Annotated in this window: 14 protein-coding genes and 1 pseudogene; all 15 read left to right on the top strand. The window is 42.2% G+C overall.

Features of this window, described 5'->3' with window-relative positions; genetic code table 11:
- Positions 1-534 (top strand): annotated as a pseudogene (locus JMW90_RS13755) (hypothetical protein); the annotation flags it as partial.
- Positions 534-1,259: a type IV pilus modification protein PilV gene (gene pilV, locus JMW90_RS09615; protein ID WP_201563603.1), complete on the top strand. Its 726-nt coding sequence runs from the start codon at positions 534-536 to the stop codon at positions 1,257-1,259. The pseudogene JMW90_RS13755 and the gene pilV, both read left to right, overlap by 1 nt.
- Positions 1,259-2,278, top strand: a complete 1,020-nt coding sequence (locus JMW90_RS09610; RefSeq protein WP_201563601.1) for a PilW family protein — start codon at positions 1,259-1,261, stop codon at positions 2,276-2,278. The genes pilV and JMW90_RS09610 overlap by 1 nt, the downstream gene beginning before the upstream one ends.
- A gap of 1 nt (position 2,279) precedes the next feature.
- Positions 2,280-3,140, top strand: coding sequence for a pilus assembly protein PilX (locus JMW90_RS09605; RefSeq protein ID WP_201563599.1), 861 nt, complete (start codon positions 2,280-2,282; stop codon positions 3,138-3,140).
- Between the two features lie 120 nt (positions 3,141-3,260).
- Positions 3,261-4,012, top strand: a protein-coding gene (locus JMW90_RS09600; RefSeq protein WP_201563597.1) for an IS5 family transposase whose coding sequence is annotated in 2 segments (ribosomal slippage) — positions 3,261-3,468 and positions 3,468-4,012 — 753 coding nt in all. Because the reading frame shifts where the segments join, the coding sequence is not laid out codon by codon here.
- 80 nt (positions 4,013-4,092) lie between these two features.
- Positions 4,093-7,800 (top strand): PilC/PilY family type IV pilus protein, encoded by a 3,708-nt coding sequence (locus tag JMW90_RS09595; protein ID WP_201563595.1) that lies wholly within the window; start codon positions 4,093-4,095, stop codon positions 7,798-7,800.
- 49 nt (positions 7,801-7,849) lie between these two features.
- The gene (locus tag JMW90_RS13970; protein ID WP_201563593.1) at positions 7,850-8,467 is read left to right on the top strand and encodes a type IV pilin protein; all 618 of its coding nucleotides are present in this window, start codon (positions 7,850-7,852) and stop codon (positions 8,465-8,467) included.
- Positions 8,467-8,931 carry a type IV pilin protein gene (locus JMW90_RS09585; RefSeq protein WP_201563591.1) on the top strand — a complete coding sequence of 155 codons (465 nt, stop codon included), beginning with the start codon at positions 8,467-8,469 and terminating at the stop codon, positions 8,929-8,931. The genes JMW90_RS13970 and JMW90_RS09585 overlap by 1 nt, the downstream gene beginning before the upstream one ends.
- Before the next feature lie 323 nt (positions 8,932-9,254).
- A complete protein-coding gene (locus JMW90_RS09580) occupies positions 9,255-9,758 on the top strand; it encodes a pilin (protein ID WP_201563589.1) in 504 nt (167 codons plus the stop codon).
- Between the two features lie 87 nt (positions 9,759-9,845).
- Positions 9,846-11,624, top strand: a complete 1,779-nt coding sequence (locus tag JMW90_RS09575) for an O-antigen ligase family protein (RefSeq protein WP_201563587.1) — start codon at positions 9,846-9,848, stop codon at positions 11,622-11,624.
- A gap of 115 nt (positions 11,625-11,739) precedes the next feature.
- Positions 11,740-13,008, top strand: a complete 1,269-nt coding sequence (locus JMW90_RS09570; protein WP_201563585.1) for a sugar transferase — start codon at positions 11,740-11,742, stop codon at positions 13,006-13,008.
- A gap of 1 nt (position 13,009) precedes the next feature.
- Complete coding sequence (gene rfbB / locus JMW90_RS09565; RefSeq protein ID WP_201563583.1) at positions 13,010-14,086, top strand: dTDP-glucose 4,6-dehydratase; 1,077 nt, start codon at positions 13,010-13,012, stop codon at positions 14,084-14,086.
- A gap of 18 nt (positions 14,087-14,104) precedes the next feature.
- Complete coding sequence (gene rfbA / locus JMW90_RS09560; RefSeq protein WP_201563581.1) at positions 14,105-14,974, top strand: glucose-1-phosphate thymidylyltransferase RfbA; 870 nt, start codon at positions 14,105-14,107, stop codon at positions 14,972-14,974.
- Positions 14,975-14,992: 18 nt separating this feature from the next.
- Entirely contained in the window at positions 14,993-15,541 is a 549-nt protein-coding gene (gene rfbC / locus JMW90_RS09555; protein WP_201563579.1) for a dTDP-4-dehydrorhamnose 3,5-epimerase, read from the top strand.
- The gene (gene rfbD, locus JMW90_RS09550; protein ID WP_201563577.1) at positions 15,538-16,368 is read left to right on the top strand and encodes a dTDP-4-dehydrorhamnose reductase; all 831 of its coding nucleotides are present in this window, start codon (positions 15,538-15,540) and stop codon (positions 16,366-16,368) included. The genes rfbC and rfbD overlap by 4 nt, the downstream gene beginning before the upstream one ends.
- Positions 16,369-16,406 lie beyond the last annotated feature (38 nt).

The following is a 16,406-nucleotide window of genomic DNA, read 5'->3' as shown; positions in this document are numbered from 1 at the left end:
AACAGTGGGAACAGTGGGAACAGTGGGAACAGTGGGAACAGTGGGAACAGTGGGAACAGTGGGAACAGTGGGAACAGTGGGAACAGTGGGAACAGTGGGAACAGTGGGAACAGTGGGAACAGTGGGAACAGTGGGAATAGTGGGAATAGTGGGAATAGTGGGAATAGTGGGAACGGCGAAACAGGTGGTGGTGAAACAGGTGGTGGTGAAACAGGTGGTGGTGAAACAGGTGGTGGTGAAACAGGTGGTGGTGAAACAGGTGGTGGTGAAACAGGTGGTGGTGAAACAGGTGGTGGTGAAACAGGTGGTGGTGTTCAAGTCCCAAACTTAGTTAGTATTGCAACATATAAGTATTCTGCAAAAACATTGATAGAATCAGATGATACAAAAATAACTTTTTATCCTAGCAAGCGCATTGATAAAGATGCAGCATTTACTTATACCATCTGTGATAGCAATAAGTCAGTATCACCAAGACAAGTAACGGTTAATGCACTTGGTGTTATTAGCAGTAAGCTTGGAGGGACATGTTAATGAGTCGGTTCAGTCAACAGATTGGTGTTGGATTAGTAGAGGTACTTGTTGCGGTCTTACTATTATCTGTTGCCGTATTAGGCTTTAGTGCATTGCAATTAAGAGCAATTAGTGCGACTGATGAGAGCTTAGTACGTACTAAATCCTTAACCTTAGTGCGTAATTTGGCCGAAGTTATGCGTGCTTATCCCGACGCTTATGTGACTGGTAGTGGAACTACTTTTACTAGTGCCAAACCGACTACTGAAATCACTACCCCCTCAGCAGAGGCAGGGGGCACAGCGACAACTACTTATTCAGTACCAACGGTGCAGGCAATAGCTACTAGTACAGTCCTTAATACGGCGACTAGCTCTACAACGGTTTCGGTTGATGGTACTGCTATTAGTATTGATGGTGCTGGTAATTGTTTATCGACAGGGGTTACGACAAATACTAACGGTAATAAGGTTCCTAGTAAGTCTTGTAACATTAACCAGCTTGCTGCGCGCGATGTGCTATTGGTCAAAAAGATAGCTTTGGACGAAAGTATCAAAGTAGCTGTGGTTACCTGTCCAGGCACGACAGCACAAACTATCCAACAGCAAATGTGTGTGATTACTGCATGGAACGATACTAAAGCATTGATGACTGATGCAGATACTGGCGATAACGCCAATGCTTGCGCTAATAATGATGGCACTTATAAGCAGGGCAGTCAGTGCTTGATCTCGGAGGCCTACTAATGAGCGATGTTTCTAATAATAAGTATTCTAATAAAAAGCATCTTAGTAGTGAGTATTTCCGTCATCACTCAGCTATAGCAGGGTTTACCTTAATCGAGCTAATGATCTCGTTAGTTTTAGGGTTACTCATATCGGCTGCTGTGATTCAAGTCTACATTATCAATACGCGTACTATCACTGTACAACAAAGCGCCTCAGAGGTGCAAGACAGTAGTATATTTGCCTTGCAAACTATAGAAGATAATGTGCGCCTATCTAATTTAGGTAACCCGGTTACTGCTATTAACTCTACAATTAAACATGGCGGTATTGTCTTAACCGGTAGCAATATAGGTAATAGTAGCTATGCCAATACAGGATATTTGACGGTTAGTGCTGGTCAAACAGGGACAGTAGGTGATAAAGGATGGACAGGATTGTCAAATACTAATACTAATAGTGATCAGCTAACCATTCAGTATAAGAATATTACCTCTAATGATGTGAATGATTGCGAAGGTACGAAGGTTGATTCTGGGAGCACTGAATGGGTAGTTGAACGTTACTTTGTGCGTTTGGCTACTAATGCCAGTACCACCCCAGCATTAAAAGACTTAGTATTAGCTTGTGATGCAGGTCGCGTGACAGCCACTGATACCTTAGTGGATTTTGGTGGAAACGGTGAGGTTATGATAGCTGCAGTAGATCAGTTTAAGGTACTATTAGGCGTGCAAACTGATATATCTAATTTGACATATATAACGCCTAAGACTTATCTAGAGCTGACTGATAAGCCACCGATTACTACGGTCAAGCTGGGGGTTATTATCCGTAGTACTACGCCTTTGCTTACTGATGCAGACAGGGTCAGCTTTACGGTGTTGGGAGTTACTAATACTCTTAAAGCAGACGCGACACGTACCAAATACTATCGTCGCAGCTATGAGTCTACTGTGCTATTACGTAATGCACGGGTGATGAATATCGTTGCTACCCAGCCTAAGCTGGTCTCAACCACTACTGCACCCGGCGGAGGGTAATATGTCTACTAAAAAATACAACTCATACCCTAAGACTATGACTCAAAACAGTCAACAAGGCGTAGTATTGATTGTAGTGTTGTTGTTTTTAGTTTTGATCATATTTGCCGGTGTCATTGCTGTCAAACGTAGCACAACTGATTTGCGACTAGCTACTAGTGACCAAATCAACACTCTGCTATTACAGTCTGCTGATAATGCCAATCAGAATATTGAGCAAAGTATTAATGGCAGCAGTGATAGCACTATCTATAATGCTATGCTCTCAAGCACAGGTCCGTTTGGGCATTTTATTTTAACTCCTAATAACAGAAATGATGAATATGTGTTTTGTTTTCGGCCACGGGGACAGTTCTTTAATATTAACAAGACTACCATATCTACACCTGGTGCTGACGGTCTAGGTACGGGTAACGTATTAGGCAATAATAATGGTTACTGTAACCCGGCAACCGCTGCAGACTATGTGAGTAAGCGTAACGCTAGCATGACGCAAGTAAGTGTCTCTTTAAGCCCTAATACTGCTGCAACAGAGCTGTTCTCTGGTTATACCAAAGGTCAAGACATCAGTGAGGTATCGAGCCAAGCGTTTGTATTTGATATCAACAGTACCTCAATATTGCCTGCCTATTCTGGTGCATCAGGGAAAGCAGCAGACTGCCTCAAGCAGACCAGTCGCTATGCTACCGTCACTGATAAAGAAAAAACCATAGCAGGCTGTATGGCAAAAGAAGGCGTACCTAGTACCGTATTGTATGAGAAGGCTGATGTCGAAAACCTATCGCAGCGTACCAAATGTGTCAACTTTGGTACAGGTAGCGGTAAATCTGGTGATTTACTCTGCAGTCTGATAGCCAATTAACAATTAGGTTTATATTACCAATATTGTCAATGATACTAGGGCGTGTCCCTAATTGGAAAAAGGGATAATATTCGCTAAAATAAGGCTTATATTTTAGCGATCGATAGGTATTGAGAAAAAATGGCAAGAAAAGCATTAACCGATAATCTCTGGGAGCAGCTACAAGAGACTATGGCACAACATGGTTGCTATCAAAAAGATAAGAACCGAGACGTGATGGAAGCCATTCTTTGGAAGCTCCGTACAGGCGCACCATGGCGTGACGTACCTGAAGAATTATGCCCGTGGAAAACCGCTTACAACCGTTTTAATCGCTGGTCAAAGACGGGTTTGTGGGAGAAATTTTTTTTAGCCTACGAAAAGAAATTGATACAGAATGGGTATTCATCGATGGAAGTTATATACGCTGTCACCAGCATGCAAGTGGAGCTCGGCTTGGTGAAGATCGAGCAATTGGACAAAGCCGTGGTGGAGCAACTACAAAGATACACCTATCCTGTGATGCCGATGGATATCCGCTCGATTTTAAAATCACTGGAGGTGAGGTTCACGACAGTCAAGTTGCAGGTGAATTGATTGAGCTCATAGGTCAAGCCGACTACTTTATCGCTGATAAAGGCTATGATTCAGAAGTTATCAGAGACAAAGCCCGTACCCACGATATGGTACCTGTCATCCCTAAAAGGAAAAATGCCAAACAGCCTAATCCAGAATTTGATCGTTATTTATACAAGTTACGCCATTTAGTAGAAAATATGTTTGCGAGACTCAAGCATTTCCGCAGCATCGCGACTCGCTATGAGAAGTTGGCTCGTAATTTTAAGTCTATGCTTTATCTAGCGTGCACTATTATTCATTGCAAGATGAATTGAGGACACGCCCTAATATATCGACCTTTAATAAAAAGTAGCAGATAGCTTGCCAATTACATTGATAGTCAAAGGATAAGACCATGAAACAGGTAAATAAAAGACAGTTTGACAAATACTCATGGCGCACTAAGGCACTGACTACTGCTGTGCTGATTGGTCTAACTGCATCTGTTGGACAAGCGGCAGATGACTATCGCAAACCTATCGGTGATTTAGAGATTTATAAAGCAGCTAAAGGCGGCAAAGTCACTATCACTATGATGGTAGATACTTCTGGTAGTATGGGTCTGGTAAGTTTTCCTGATAATGCTTGTGATCTACCTGACAACCTTAGAGCTACGAGCACGAGAACGGTCACATTATATGATGAAAATTCTTCAACAACTCCTAGTTATAAGCGATACTATTGCAAAGATGGTACTACGAAGTACTATACCCGTCTTACTCGTTTACAAGACGCTCTTTTTACTCTGATGGACAGTACGCAACTAGATCCCAAAAAGGTTGATATTGGCATCGGTCAATATCCTATCAGTAGCGTCGGTAAAATATTAGTACCGGCAAGGCCAATAGATCAAGCACAACGTACCGCGATTAAGGAAGCAGTAGCTAAATTTAAGCACGGAGGTGGTACACCAACAGCGTATGCCTACGCAGAAGCTGGTGCCTATATGATGGGAACGACTACCGTAAATACGGTTAGTAAAACTAGTGGTTTTGCTGGATCTGTAGATTCATCCAAAAACGGTGATAAATATATTAGTCCACTAACGACATCAGCATCAGCTGCTACAGATATCTGTGATGGTCGCGGTATTTACTTTTTAACAGATGGCGAACCAAAAGATATTGGTAATGCTTTACCTATTATGGCGGCTGCCTTAAATAAATCCAGCTTTAGTTTGCCAGCAGTCACATTACCAAATGGTAGTAGAGGGGATCAAAGCGGTATGCCTGCGACAGGTGCATTCGCTCAAGCTTTGCGCAATCCATCCCTAAACCCTCTAGGCCAAAACCGTGAAATATTGACAGCAGTAGTAGGTTTTGGTTCAGATTTCAATATAAACAAAGTGACCGATGCAGCCTTGCCTGAAGCACAGAGAGTAATTCGTAATCTGAGCTTTACAAACTCTAAAGGTAAGCAAGAGATTGGTGAGTTCTATAATTGCGCTAATATATCCAATATTGATATAAAAAACGCTTGTAACTGGGGTACAAAATCAAATGGTGCATTACCCAATATAGGTGGATACGGCGAAGGAGGCTTTTACTCAGCGGAATCTAGTGATGAGGTTGTCAATAGTATTATTAACTTTGTGAGTGACCTGAATCAAACGATACCTGTGGCACCTTCAGGAACTATTACCATTCCTAATGATCCCTATCAAGCTTCCAATCAGTTAGCTTATGCTTACCTACCTATGCTAGATCCCAATGTAGGTTCGGCAGCTAGCATCTGGCGCGGTAACCTCAGAAAGTATAATCTAAACCAAGGAACGCTATTCGGCAAAAATGCTACACGTTTATATACTAATACTGCTGGTGATCTTAATACTAACGCTAAAGACTTATGGCAAAAAAGCAATAGAGCCAGTAACGATATCGAAGTAGGCGGTGTCTATGCTCAGTTGCGCACCCCACAATCAGGTTTTGGTAGCATTCGAAAAGTATATGTTGAAGATATCGACAAAGATAATAAAAACCAGCCTATATTACGTCTATTGAGTGTAGATGGTACTAGCGGCAAGCCAGTAGGCTTCGATAAACTAGAGGATGCTATCTATACTCAGCCAAACCAACGCCGCTTACTAAACTTTTTAGGATTTGAAAAAGCACTCGATAAGAACGGTGCCCAGATAGATGTGGTTCCAACTACTGAAACTCCAATAGCAGACCTTGTCATCAGTGATCTAACCTTAGTAAGACCAGTCAATGAGATAAGGCTATTGGGCGGAGTGGTACATTCAAAGCCAACAGCGATCTCTTATAGTGCCGACTTAGATGGTAATGGCCGTATTGATAAAACCCGTGATGACTATGTACTGTTCGGCTCAATGGACGGTGCTTTGCACTTAGTCAATAGCGATGATGGTGTAGATGGTGGTAAAGAAGTCGTGGCTATCATTCCCAAACTGATGTTAGAAAAACAATCACAAGCCTTAGTGAAAGACTCTAAACGTAGCGATATTGGTAATCCTTATTTCGGCGTTGATGCACCTTGGCTAGTGACCACAGACTATAAGTACGATCTAGATAACAGTAAGGTCAAAGTAGATGATGCAAGCGGCAAGGGTATGTTTGCTTATGGCGGACTGCGTATGGGCGGCGAAGCTATATATGGTATGAATATCACTGACAAAGCAGATCCTAAAATACTATTTGTCATCACGCCAGATGGAAGGAATGATATTGCAAACACTGCTAATAGATTTACCCGTTTAGGTCAGATATGGAGTAAACCCGTAGCAGCTAAAATTGGCTGGGATAAAAACAATAATCCAAGGGATGTGCTTATCTTTGGCGGTGGCTATGATATGGCTTACGAAGACGAAAACTATGTGCCAACCTCTAATGCGCCTGCAAAAGGTAGCGCTATTTATATGATTGACGCGAAGACTGGCAGATTATTATGGTCAACCAGTAGTGAAAATGGCGTCGAAAAGAATGTCAAAACTGATGAGATGATTCATAGTATTACTGGTGGAATTACGGTACTCGATAGAGATAATGATGGACTTATGGATCATCTCTATGCTGCTGATCTGGGTGGGCAAGTCTTCCGTGCAGATTTTGAAAATGCTCGTGCAGCTACATCTAGTTTAGCTAAAATTGATAGCTTTTCGAGTAAAGGCGTTACCCGCATCCTTAATTCCAGCGCTGGAATAGAGGGCAAATATGCTTATAGATTCTATGAGCGTCCGGTCGTTAGTTTTTATCGTAGCGAAGGCGGCACCAATAATGGCAGCTTGTTCGCTTTAGTCAATGTCATCTCTGGTAATCGCAGCGCGCCATTATCTAAGCTGCGTGACAGTAATGTTTATGCCAATCGTGTCTACGGCATTATTGACACTGACGTCACTAATAGTGGACTGTACAGCACCGACTATAAGACTACGATAAAGGATGTTACAGAAGCTAAGCTAGTCAATCTATCTAGAAAGACGCCTGGCAGTGCTAGCCCAGCATCAGTATTGACTGCAGCAGATAAAGTAGCGTTCAAAAATCAGATGATATCAGGAGGTATGCAAGGCTGGTACTACCCTCTAACCCGTTTTGATGGTTATAATAATGTGCGTTACAACAAAGGCATAGGCGATAGTGTAGTGATCAACAGCTTACTGTATACCACGGTTTACAATCCTGATAAGCAATACGGCACAGTAAATAGTTGTTCGGCTCGTATTATTGGCGGCTCTGAGCGACAGCTGTATTGTCTACCTTATGGCATCTGTGATGATGATATCTCTGTGACAGGTACTGGTGGGTTTGTACCCGCAGGTCAAGGTATTCAAGAGTTAACACTTGGGGCATTCAATGCTGACAATACTAATCTTAAGGTACTGATTGGAACTACGACTATTATCGATCGCATATTAGAGGCAAACCGTGTTGGTTATAGCGATGATAGCAAAAAGAACACCAGTAATATTAAAAATATAATCTATGGTGATAAAGGTACGGCTAAACAAAGCGGCACTGATGGCTTAGGTGACGGCAGCGCTCCTGAGTATATCTTTAATGAGCGCTATACGTTTCAACCAAAAGTTTGGTACGAGCGTCAACAATAATGAGCAATACTTATGACTGTAAGTTATGTTATCAACAGGGATGGTGTGTATGAATGAGCCAATCACTTTGCTTACTTATAGCAGTGTTTCCTCAAAAGATAGCAATAACCGAGGTTTTACCTTGATAGAACTAATGGTTGTCATCGCTATTATCGCAATACTCGCCGCTATTGCACTACCCAGCTATCGCCGTTATGTAGTCGCTAATGCTGAGCGTGAGACTCAAGCCAAGATGCTACAATTGCAAGTTCAGTTAGAGCAATGGCGGGCAAGGGCTTTGAGTTATCAAGGCTTCAAACCACAAAAGGTCAGTTCCGTCAATGTGGTTACTTATGGCTATGATGATGGGGCGACCAATAAGACTATCTACGTGCCAAATGGTAGTACCGCTAGCAACTACCGCTATAAAATCACCCTAGTCGATAGCACAACGATTACCGACCCTAATGATGGCACAGTTGCGACTAGCTCATTAGTTACTTCAGGGACAGCTATTGACAATGCGACGGGTAGGGCATGGAAGATGTTCGCTGAGCCTAGTAGTAACTACAGTACAGCGCACAAGATGCTACTCGGTAGCGCTGGTTTGCAGTGCCAGACTAAGAATAATGACAGCAGTATCACAGTGGCTTCTAATGATTGTGGTACCTATTCGGAGGACTGGTGATGCAAAGTTTAAACAATGATAACAGAGGCTTCACGCTAATAGAAATGATGATCGTCGTCGCCATCATTGGCATACTCGCAGCCATTGCTTACCCAAGCTATCAACGCTATATTATCAAGACGAAACGCACCGACATGATGAGTGAGATGCACAATATCGCCTCAACCATAGAAAGTCGTAAATTGGCACAAGGTAGTTATAGCAACGCGTTAAGAACAGGGCTTACTGGTAATTATCCTCAGCAAGGTACTGCGCTTTATAACGTTACTGTCGAAACAATAGTTGCACCAGTTTTGCCGCCACCAGATCCACTACCTCCGCTAGGTCCTCTTACGTCCAAATGGATAATTACAGCCACGCCATTAGCTGGACAAATGGCTGCTGATGGTAATCTTAGTCTGAATTATCAAGGGATTAAATGTCGAGCAGCAGTTTGTGGTACTGGTGATGATTGGAATAAATAACGTTTTTTCGTCAATACCACAAAGACTGACAAAATTTGTCATCTTTATTTACTGTTTACTCCTAATACGTAGGCAGATTGACAATTTTCAGTAGGTTGGCAGTAACATTATACGATATTATATAAGCAAGATTAGGTAATAGACGATCAAAGTTAATCGATAACAAGTTTAATAGAGCAGTTTCATACTAAAAGTAGTAATAGTTAGAAAAATGGCACGCTATCTGCAGCAGTTATAGCAAGAAAGAAATTATAGCACTAGAGATAAAATGTGACTGTATTAAGAACAGCCAGTTATCTTTATATAACCCCTAAGGAGTTCATATGAACACTGCTCAAAAAGGTTTTACCTTAATCGAACTAATGATCGTTATCGCTATCATTGGTATCTTAGCGGCAGTAGCATTGCCTGCTTACCAAGATTATACTGCGCGTGCTAAGTTAACTGAAGCAGTATTAGCTGCTTCTACTTGCCGCACCACAGTGTCAGAAGTTTATCAATCTGGTGGTGGTGCTTTACCAGCTGCTAACGGTTGGGGTTGTGAAGTTGGTAATGATACATCAGCAGCTACTAAATATGTACAGAAAGTTACTACTGATGCCGCAGGTAGTATTACAGTTAAAACCACTGCTGATGCAGGGCTACCAACTGAAGCACAGAGCAAATCATTCGCTATGGTACCTGTTAATGCTGCGGGAACCCGTTTAACTGCTTCAGCATCTTCTGGTGTTGTAATTAATTCTTGGAAATGTGGTCCGACTGCTGGTGGTGTTACTCTAACAGGTCCAATGCCTACTAAATACCTTCCTGGCTCTTGCCGTGACTAATGTTTAGTTGATTGCTACATCTCTAAGAGCCTCACATTTGTGAGGCTTTTTTGTGACGATGTAAGATGTAATACTAGGATCGGAACTATGTTTGAACGCATCATAAATAATAAAACTTCAGTCTTATTAATGGTCATTAGTACTGCCTTTTTGCTAGGTATTTTAAGCTTTCAGCACGTCTATCCCGGCGATAGAGACTTCAATCTAGGTGCATTGCAGTTGGTTATTGTCAGTGCTGGATTGGCAATATATATTGCTCTGTCTAAATATAGTGAACGTCTACAATTAAGTTACATGGCGCTATTTTGGCTGATATTTGCTTTATATCTGCTTATACAAAGTTTTCTTATCGATTTTGACTATCCTGATGAGATTTATCTCTTATTAGGCGTCAGTATTTTCTTTTTTATCCTATCTACTGTCATTAGTAATCTATCGAATATCGACAAACAGTATTTAGTCGATGGGTTAACAAGCTTTCTAATACTTGGTTGCCTTTTAGAGTTACTCACACAATTGGGTCATCTCTACCAGCTAGCCTTTTTGTATGGCGATATATTATTACCTATTGAGTATAACGGACGTCCAATTGGTAATATAGGTCAGCCTAATCAGCTGGCTTATATCTATAGTCTTGGTTTGCTAGCTAGCATATATAAAATCAGTTATCTTACCTATACTAAATCATGGGTTCAGTACCTAAGGATAGGTTATTATAGTGTCGCCATAGGCCTGTTTGCTTTAGGTATTGCACTTACAGCTAGCCGTGGCGGTATTATTCTATTGCTGTTCGCTATAATCACCAGTAGTTTGCTATTTTATTCTGAATTTTTGGCACGAATAAAGGCGCTAGGTGTATTTAGCATCGTTAGTATTCTAGGGTTTTTTTTTGGGAGCTACCTATTAGCTGCAAACTCGCAGACGGTTTCGGCTGCCGCGCGTTTGGCTTCAGGCGAAAGTAAACCACTTAGACTCTATCAGTTAGAGCAATCATGGATCATATTTCAGCAGCAGCCAGTAGTCGGTATCGGTTGGGGGAAGTACAGTGCGGGTGTACTAGAGAATGCACTTAATCTACCTTGGTTTATTTACAACTCTCACTCACACATGATTTTTTCACAGATAGCGACTGAACTAGGTGTTATTGGTCTTATAATTATAGTAGTTCCTATGCTTCTGGTTATACCGCGTAGAGTATTTAAGCTGCAATACGCATATCAAAAAATTGCTTTAGCCTGTGTGCTAATAACTTTATTGTATTCATTAAGCGAATATCCTTTATGGTACTTTGTCTATCTGACTATTTTTGTGGTCTTCTTTTCCTTAATAGATTTTAAGGTTTTCAATGTTAACTTCAATGTAGTTAAGAAGTACACTAGCGTATTAGTACTGTCTGTAATGTGCGTCTACGCATTCTTTGGCTATAAAACCTATATGAAGTATAGTGATGTCGCCACTGAATTGATGACAGGTGGAGACTTAATAAATATTCAAAAGAATATAAATAGCGAGCTTCCTGTATTTTTTGGTTTGTCCAAGCATCGTAATAAATTGTTATACGCTATGGCAGGTACGGGCGCTGATAATCTCAATGTTAAGATTGATTTGGGTAACAAGGTTCTGAGTTATGAGAACTCATTTTACTTTTTGATCAAGCAGGCAAACTATTATGTCTTGGCAAATGATGACAAGAGTGCTTTATTACTCTACAAAAAAGCGTGCGTCTACAATTTCGCAGAAGAATGTAATAAGGTTGAAGAAACTATCGCGTCGCAGCAGCAAGATATCCATACATCTATCTTGTCTGACTTTCAAACATGGCGTCAAAGCAACTCTGATAGAACACGGACAAGTATAAACAAATAACATGCAATCATTTTAGCTTTGCTAAAGGGCTACGCAGATTGTAAGAGAGTAGGGTATATTGAAGTCTTCTACTCACTCTTATGAGTCTATTAAGACATTTTTATAAGTAGAAACTATGCGACAACATTTGTGGCAGTATCTGAGTGTACGTCTTATAACAGGATGGCTAGTAGTCGCTATATTGCCGGCCATCATTCTATTTTCGAACTATATAGTCAGCGATAATATTCAACTCACGCAAGTCAACAGTGTCATTGCGAGTAGTAGTGCTATCGTTCTAAGTATCATTGGGTTGGAACGACTAACCCAGTTCCCCGGGCAGAAGTCGATGGTGACCGTCTTGCCAACTCTGCTTAGCGTTGGGCTGGTAGTGGGCATCGTGTTGCTTGTCTTTCGTCTGCCTTATTCTGTTTATTATCTATCGATTAGCGCTGTATTGGGGCTTGTATTTTGTTTTGTGTCACAAGTCATCTTGCGAGCAGTGACGCAAGCGACGATAGGCTATGTGCCGATAGGGCGTTGTCAGAGTTTATTGGATATCGACGATGTACGCTGGGTAGAGCTAACGCCTTGCTTTGAGCCTGCAAGCCACTCGCGTATGCCTTTCCATGCCGTCGTCGCAGACCTTTCAGATAAAGGCTTGACGGCTGAGTGGGAGCAGCTACTCGCTGAGACCGCGATACAGGGTACGCCCGTCTACAACGTCCTACAAGTGCGCGAGTCGTTGACCGGTCGTCTGCCTATCAAACACCTCTATGAGAATAATCTTGGCTCGCTACTACCGTCACAGAGCTATCTGCTTTTGAAACGACTGTTAGATACGCTAGTGATAATAATGACTGCGCCTATCGTCATTCTGATAGCGCTGCTAGTAGCTAGTATCATCAAATGGCAAAACCGTTATAATCAGGAATCGATACTTTTTATCCAGCAGCGTATAGGTCAAGGTGGTAAACTCTTTACTATGTATAAGTTTCGCAGTATGGTAGCCAATGCAGAAGCTAATGGCGCGCAGATGGCGACGAGCAATGATATGCGAGTAACCAAGTTTGGCAGCTTTATCAGGCAGACACGCTTTGATGAGTTACCGCAGTTTATTAATGTGCTAAAAGGTGATATGAGCCTAATCGGTCCAAGACCTGAACAGCTAGACTTCGTTGAGCGCTTCAATGAGACGATACCTTTTTATCGTTATCGTCATATCGTCAAGCCAGGTATCTCTGGCTGGGCACAAGTCATGCATGGTTATGCCAGTGATGAGGATGAAACAAAGGTTAAGCTAGAACATGACTTTTTTTATATTAAGAATTTCTCATTGACGCTGGATTTGTTAATTGTCATAAAGACGATCCAGACAATGCTGACGGGATTTGGGGCGAGATGAGATGAATATTATAGTGACAGGTGGTGCAGGCTTCATTGGTTCGGCATTGATACGCTATCTAATACAGCATACTGAGCATCATGTCCTCAATATAGATAAGCTAACTTACGCCAGCAATCTATCGTCATTGGACAGTGTCAAGGACGACCCTAGATATCGCTTTATACAAGCAGATATATGCGATCAGCGGATAACTGAGCTTATCAATGAGTTTCGCCCTAATCTAATCATGAATCTAGCGGCAGAAAGTCATGTCGATAGATCTATCGATAGCGCAGCGCCTTTTGTGCAGACGAACATAATCGGTACTTTTAATCTGTTAGAAGCCAGTCGCCACTATTATTCGGCGCTCGATGACGTACAAAAGCAGTCGTTCCGCTTTCATCATATATCGACTGATGAAGTCTATGGTGACCTGCACGGTACTACTGATCTATTTACTGAAGAGACCGCTTATCATCCCAGCTCTCCTTATGCCGCTAGCAAGGCAAGCTCTGATCATTTGGTCAGAGCTTGGTATCGTACTTATGGTCTGTCAGTCGTACTGACTAACTGTTCAAACAACTATGGAAGTTATCAGTTCCCCGAAAAGCTGATACCGCTGATGATACTCAATGCTTATGAAGGCAAATCGCTACCTATATATGGTCAAGGCGCGCAAATACGCGATTGGCTCCACGTCGATGATCATGTCGAAGCGCTTTATCAAGTCGCCACGCAGGGCAAAGTCGGTGAGACTTATAATATCGGTGGTCATAATGAAATCAGGAATATCGATGTCGTTCAGCAAATCTGCGCCATGATGGACGAGCTAGCACCGAAAGCCTATGCGCATGCGCAGCTGATTACTTATGTCACAGATCGTCCGGGTCATGACAATAGATACGCGATAGATGCCAGTAAGATAGCACAAGATATTGGTTGGACACCCAAACAAACTTTTGCCACTGGACTTGCTAAAACTGTCAAATGGTATCTGGATAATTTAGACTGGTGTCAGGGTATCGCTCAAGGTCAGTATAGTAGAGAGCGTCTAGGTCAGTTAGAAACTACTCAATCAAGTAATACTATAAAATAAAATAAGGGAACGAATATCATGAAAGGCATCGTATTAGCTGGCGGATCAGGGACTCGATTATTTCCTATTACCAAGGGCGTCTCAAAGCAACTATTGCCTATTTATGATAAACCGATGATCTATTATCCTATATCGGTACTTATGCTAGCAGGTATACGCGAGATACTTATTATATCGACACCAGAGGATATGGCAGGTTATCAGCGTTTGCTCGGTGATGGTAGTCAATTCGGTGTCCGTTTTACTTACAAAATTCAGCCCAGTCCAGATGGGCTAGCGCAAGCATTTTTAATCGGGGAATCATTCATAGGTGACGACGATGTCTGTTTGATACTCGGTGATAATATTTACTTTGGCGAGAGCTTCAGTCAAAAACTAGAACGTGCCACCGATACTACTTATGGTGCGACAGTATTTGGCTATCAAGTGACTGATCCAGAGCGCTTCGGTGTGGTAGAATTCGACGATGATTTTAATGCTATCTCTATCGAGGAGAAGCCAAAAAACCCTAAGTCCAATTATGCGGTCACTGGTCTATACTTCTATGACAACTCGGTAATTGAGATGGCAAAGCAGATAAGACCTTCCGAGCGCGGTGAGCTTGAGATTACTGCTATCAATCAGATGTACCTAGAACAAGATAGGCTTAAAGTAGAGCTTTTAGGTCGTGGGTTTGCATGGCTTGATACGGGAACACACGAGAGTTTAATGGATGCCTCAAACTTCGTATATACGATAGAGAAGCGTCAAGGTCTAAAAGTCGCTTGCCTAGAAGAGATCGCTTACCGTAAAGGATGGGTGACTAAAGCTGATCTACAAGAACTGGTCAAACCTTTAGCCAAAACGGGTTATGGACAGTATATTCAGAAACTCATTGAAACTGGTTAAAACAAAGATAGGCGAGCTATGCAAATTATCAATACCAAAATTGCAGATGTCAAAATCATCGAGCCTGATGTCTATGGCGACGATAGAGGTTTCTTTTTAGAGACTTTTTCTGAGGAGCGCTACCGTCAAGCGCTCGGTATCGAGGCGTCATTTGTGCAAGATAATCATTCGCGCTCGCAGCAGCATGTGCTAAGAGGATTACACTTTCAGACCGACCATCCGCAAGGTAAGCTAGTGCGTACGGTGACGGGAGAGATATTCGATGTGGCAGTAGATATCCGCCCTAAGTCGCCGACATTCCAGCAGTGGGTAGGAGTGCTACTATCAGCGTCTAATAAGAGACAGCTGTGGATACCAGCTGGGCTAGCGCATGGATTTGTGGTGCTAAGTGAACACGCTGATTTTGAGTACAAATGCACAGAATACTACGACCCCAGTAGCGAGCAATGCATTATCTGGAATGATCCTGACATCGACATTCAATGGCCTATTGAGCATCCGATATTGTCTGAAAAAGACAAGCAGGGCAAAAGGCTTGCTGATTGGCTCGATGAGATTGACTTATGAGAGTCTTGCTTATAGGCGCAAATAGTCAGCTCGGACGCTGCATTTTAGATAGAGTCCCTGCTGAATGGTCTGTAATATCGACGACGTCTAAAGACCTTGATATAACCGACTCTATTCAAATCAGTCATATGATCGAACGGCACAAACCTGAGACTATTATCAATACAGCTGCTTATACTGCGGTAGATAATGCCGAAAGTGATGAAGCCCAAGCCTTTTTGGTCAATGCGGTAGGCATAAAAAACATAGCGCTAGCGTGCGAAGCCGCCCATATCAGACTGGTGCATATCTCTACGGATTATGTTTTCGATGGCACAGCCGATCAGCCGTACCAAACGACGGACACACCCAATCCGCTAAGTATCTATGGTCGTAGTAAGCTAGCCGGTGAGCTACTGGCTCTAGCACACAGCTCTCAGTCACAAATCATCCGTACCAGCTGGCTATATAGTGAATACGGTCATAACTTCGTAAAGACGATGATACGTCTGGCAGATGAGGGCAGAGAAGCGCTAAACGTGGTCAACGATCAGATAGGCTCCCCGACTTATGCAGGTAATCTAGCTCAAGCCATTATTGAGTTATTACATCAGCCTATCAGCGATAGACTACTACACTATAGCGATAGCGACATCATGAGCTGGTATGAGTTTGCACGAGATATCTTCGCCTACCGCGAGCGTCAAGGCTTGAGTTATTGTGAAGTCAAGCCAGTACCTTCTACAGAATATACTACGCCTGTCAAACGTCCTGCTTATTCGGTATTGCAGAGTAGTATAAATATTAAAGAGAAAGCCAGCTTATATGGCGTGTTAGATAGCCTGTAATAACATTGATAACTTCAATCTATAATAATCAAATTAGT

Source organism: Psychrobacter glacincola, from assembly GCF_904846215.1.
Taxonomy (GTDB): domain Bacteria; phylum Pseudomonadota; class Gammaproteobacteria; order Pseudomonadales; family Moraxellaceae; genus Psychrobacter; species Psychrobacter glacincola.
Note: the sequence above shows the minus strand (reverse complement) of the source record. Positions and strands in the feature narration are given on the sequence as shown.

Excerpts from the sequence above, each read along its gene's own strand:
- pilV (WP_201563603.1), top strand. The coding sequence starts at position 534 with ATGAGTCGGTTCAGTCAACAGATTGGTGTTGGATTAGTAGAGGTACTT.
- JMW90_RS09610 (WP_201563601.1), top strand. The coding sequence starts at position 1,259 with ATGAGCGATGTTTCTAATAATAAGTATTCTAATAAAAAGCATCTTAGT.
- JMW90_RS09605 (WP_201563599.1), top strand. The coding sequence starts at position 2,280 with ATGTCTACTAAAAAATACAACTCATACCCTAAGACTATGACTCAAAAC.
- JMW90_RS09595 (WP_201563595.1), top strand. The coding sequence starts at position 4,093 with ATGAAACAGGTAAATAAAAGACAGTTTGACAAATACTCATGGCGCACT.
- JMW90_RS13970 (WP_201563593.1), top strand. The coding sequence starts at position 7,850 with ATGAATGAGCCAATCACTTTGCTTACTTATAGCAGTGTTTCCTCAAAA.
- JMW90_RS09585 (WP_201563591.1), top strand. The coding sequence starts at position 8,467 with ATGCAAAGTTTAAACAATGATAACAGAGGCTTCACGCTAATAGAAATG.
- JMW90_RS09580 (WP_201563589.1), top strand. The coding sequence starts at position 9,255 with ATGAACACTGCTCAAAAAGGTTTTACCTTAATCGAACTAATGATCGTT.
- JMW90_RS09575 (WP_201563587.1), top strand. The coding sequence starts at position 9,846 with ATGTTTGAACGCATCATAAATAATAAAACTTCAGTCTTATTAATGGTC.
- JMW90_RS09570 (WP_201563585.1), top strand. The coding sequence starts at position 11,740 with ATGCGACAACATTTGTGGCAGTATCTGAGTGTACGTCTTATAACAGGA.
- rfbB (WP_201563583.1), top strand. The coding sequence starts at position 13,010 with ATGAATATTATAGTGACAGGTGGTGCAGGCTTCATTGGTTCGGCATTG.
- rfbA (WP_201563581.1), top strand. The coding sequence starts at position 14,105 with ATGAAAGGCATCGTATTAGCTGGCGGATCAGGGACTCGATTATTTCCT.
- rfbC (WP_201563579.1), top strand. The coding sequence starts at position 14,993 with ATGCAAATTATCAATACCAAAATTGCAGATGTCAAAATCATCGAGCCT.
- rfbD (WP_201563577.1), top strand. The coding sequence starts at position 15,538 with ATGAGAGTCTTGCTTATAGGCGCAAATAGTCAGCTCGGACGCTGCATT.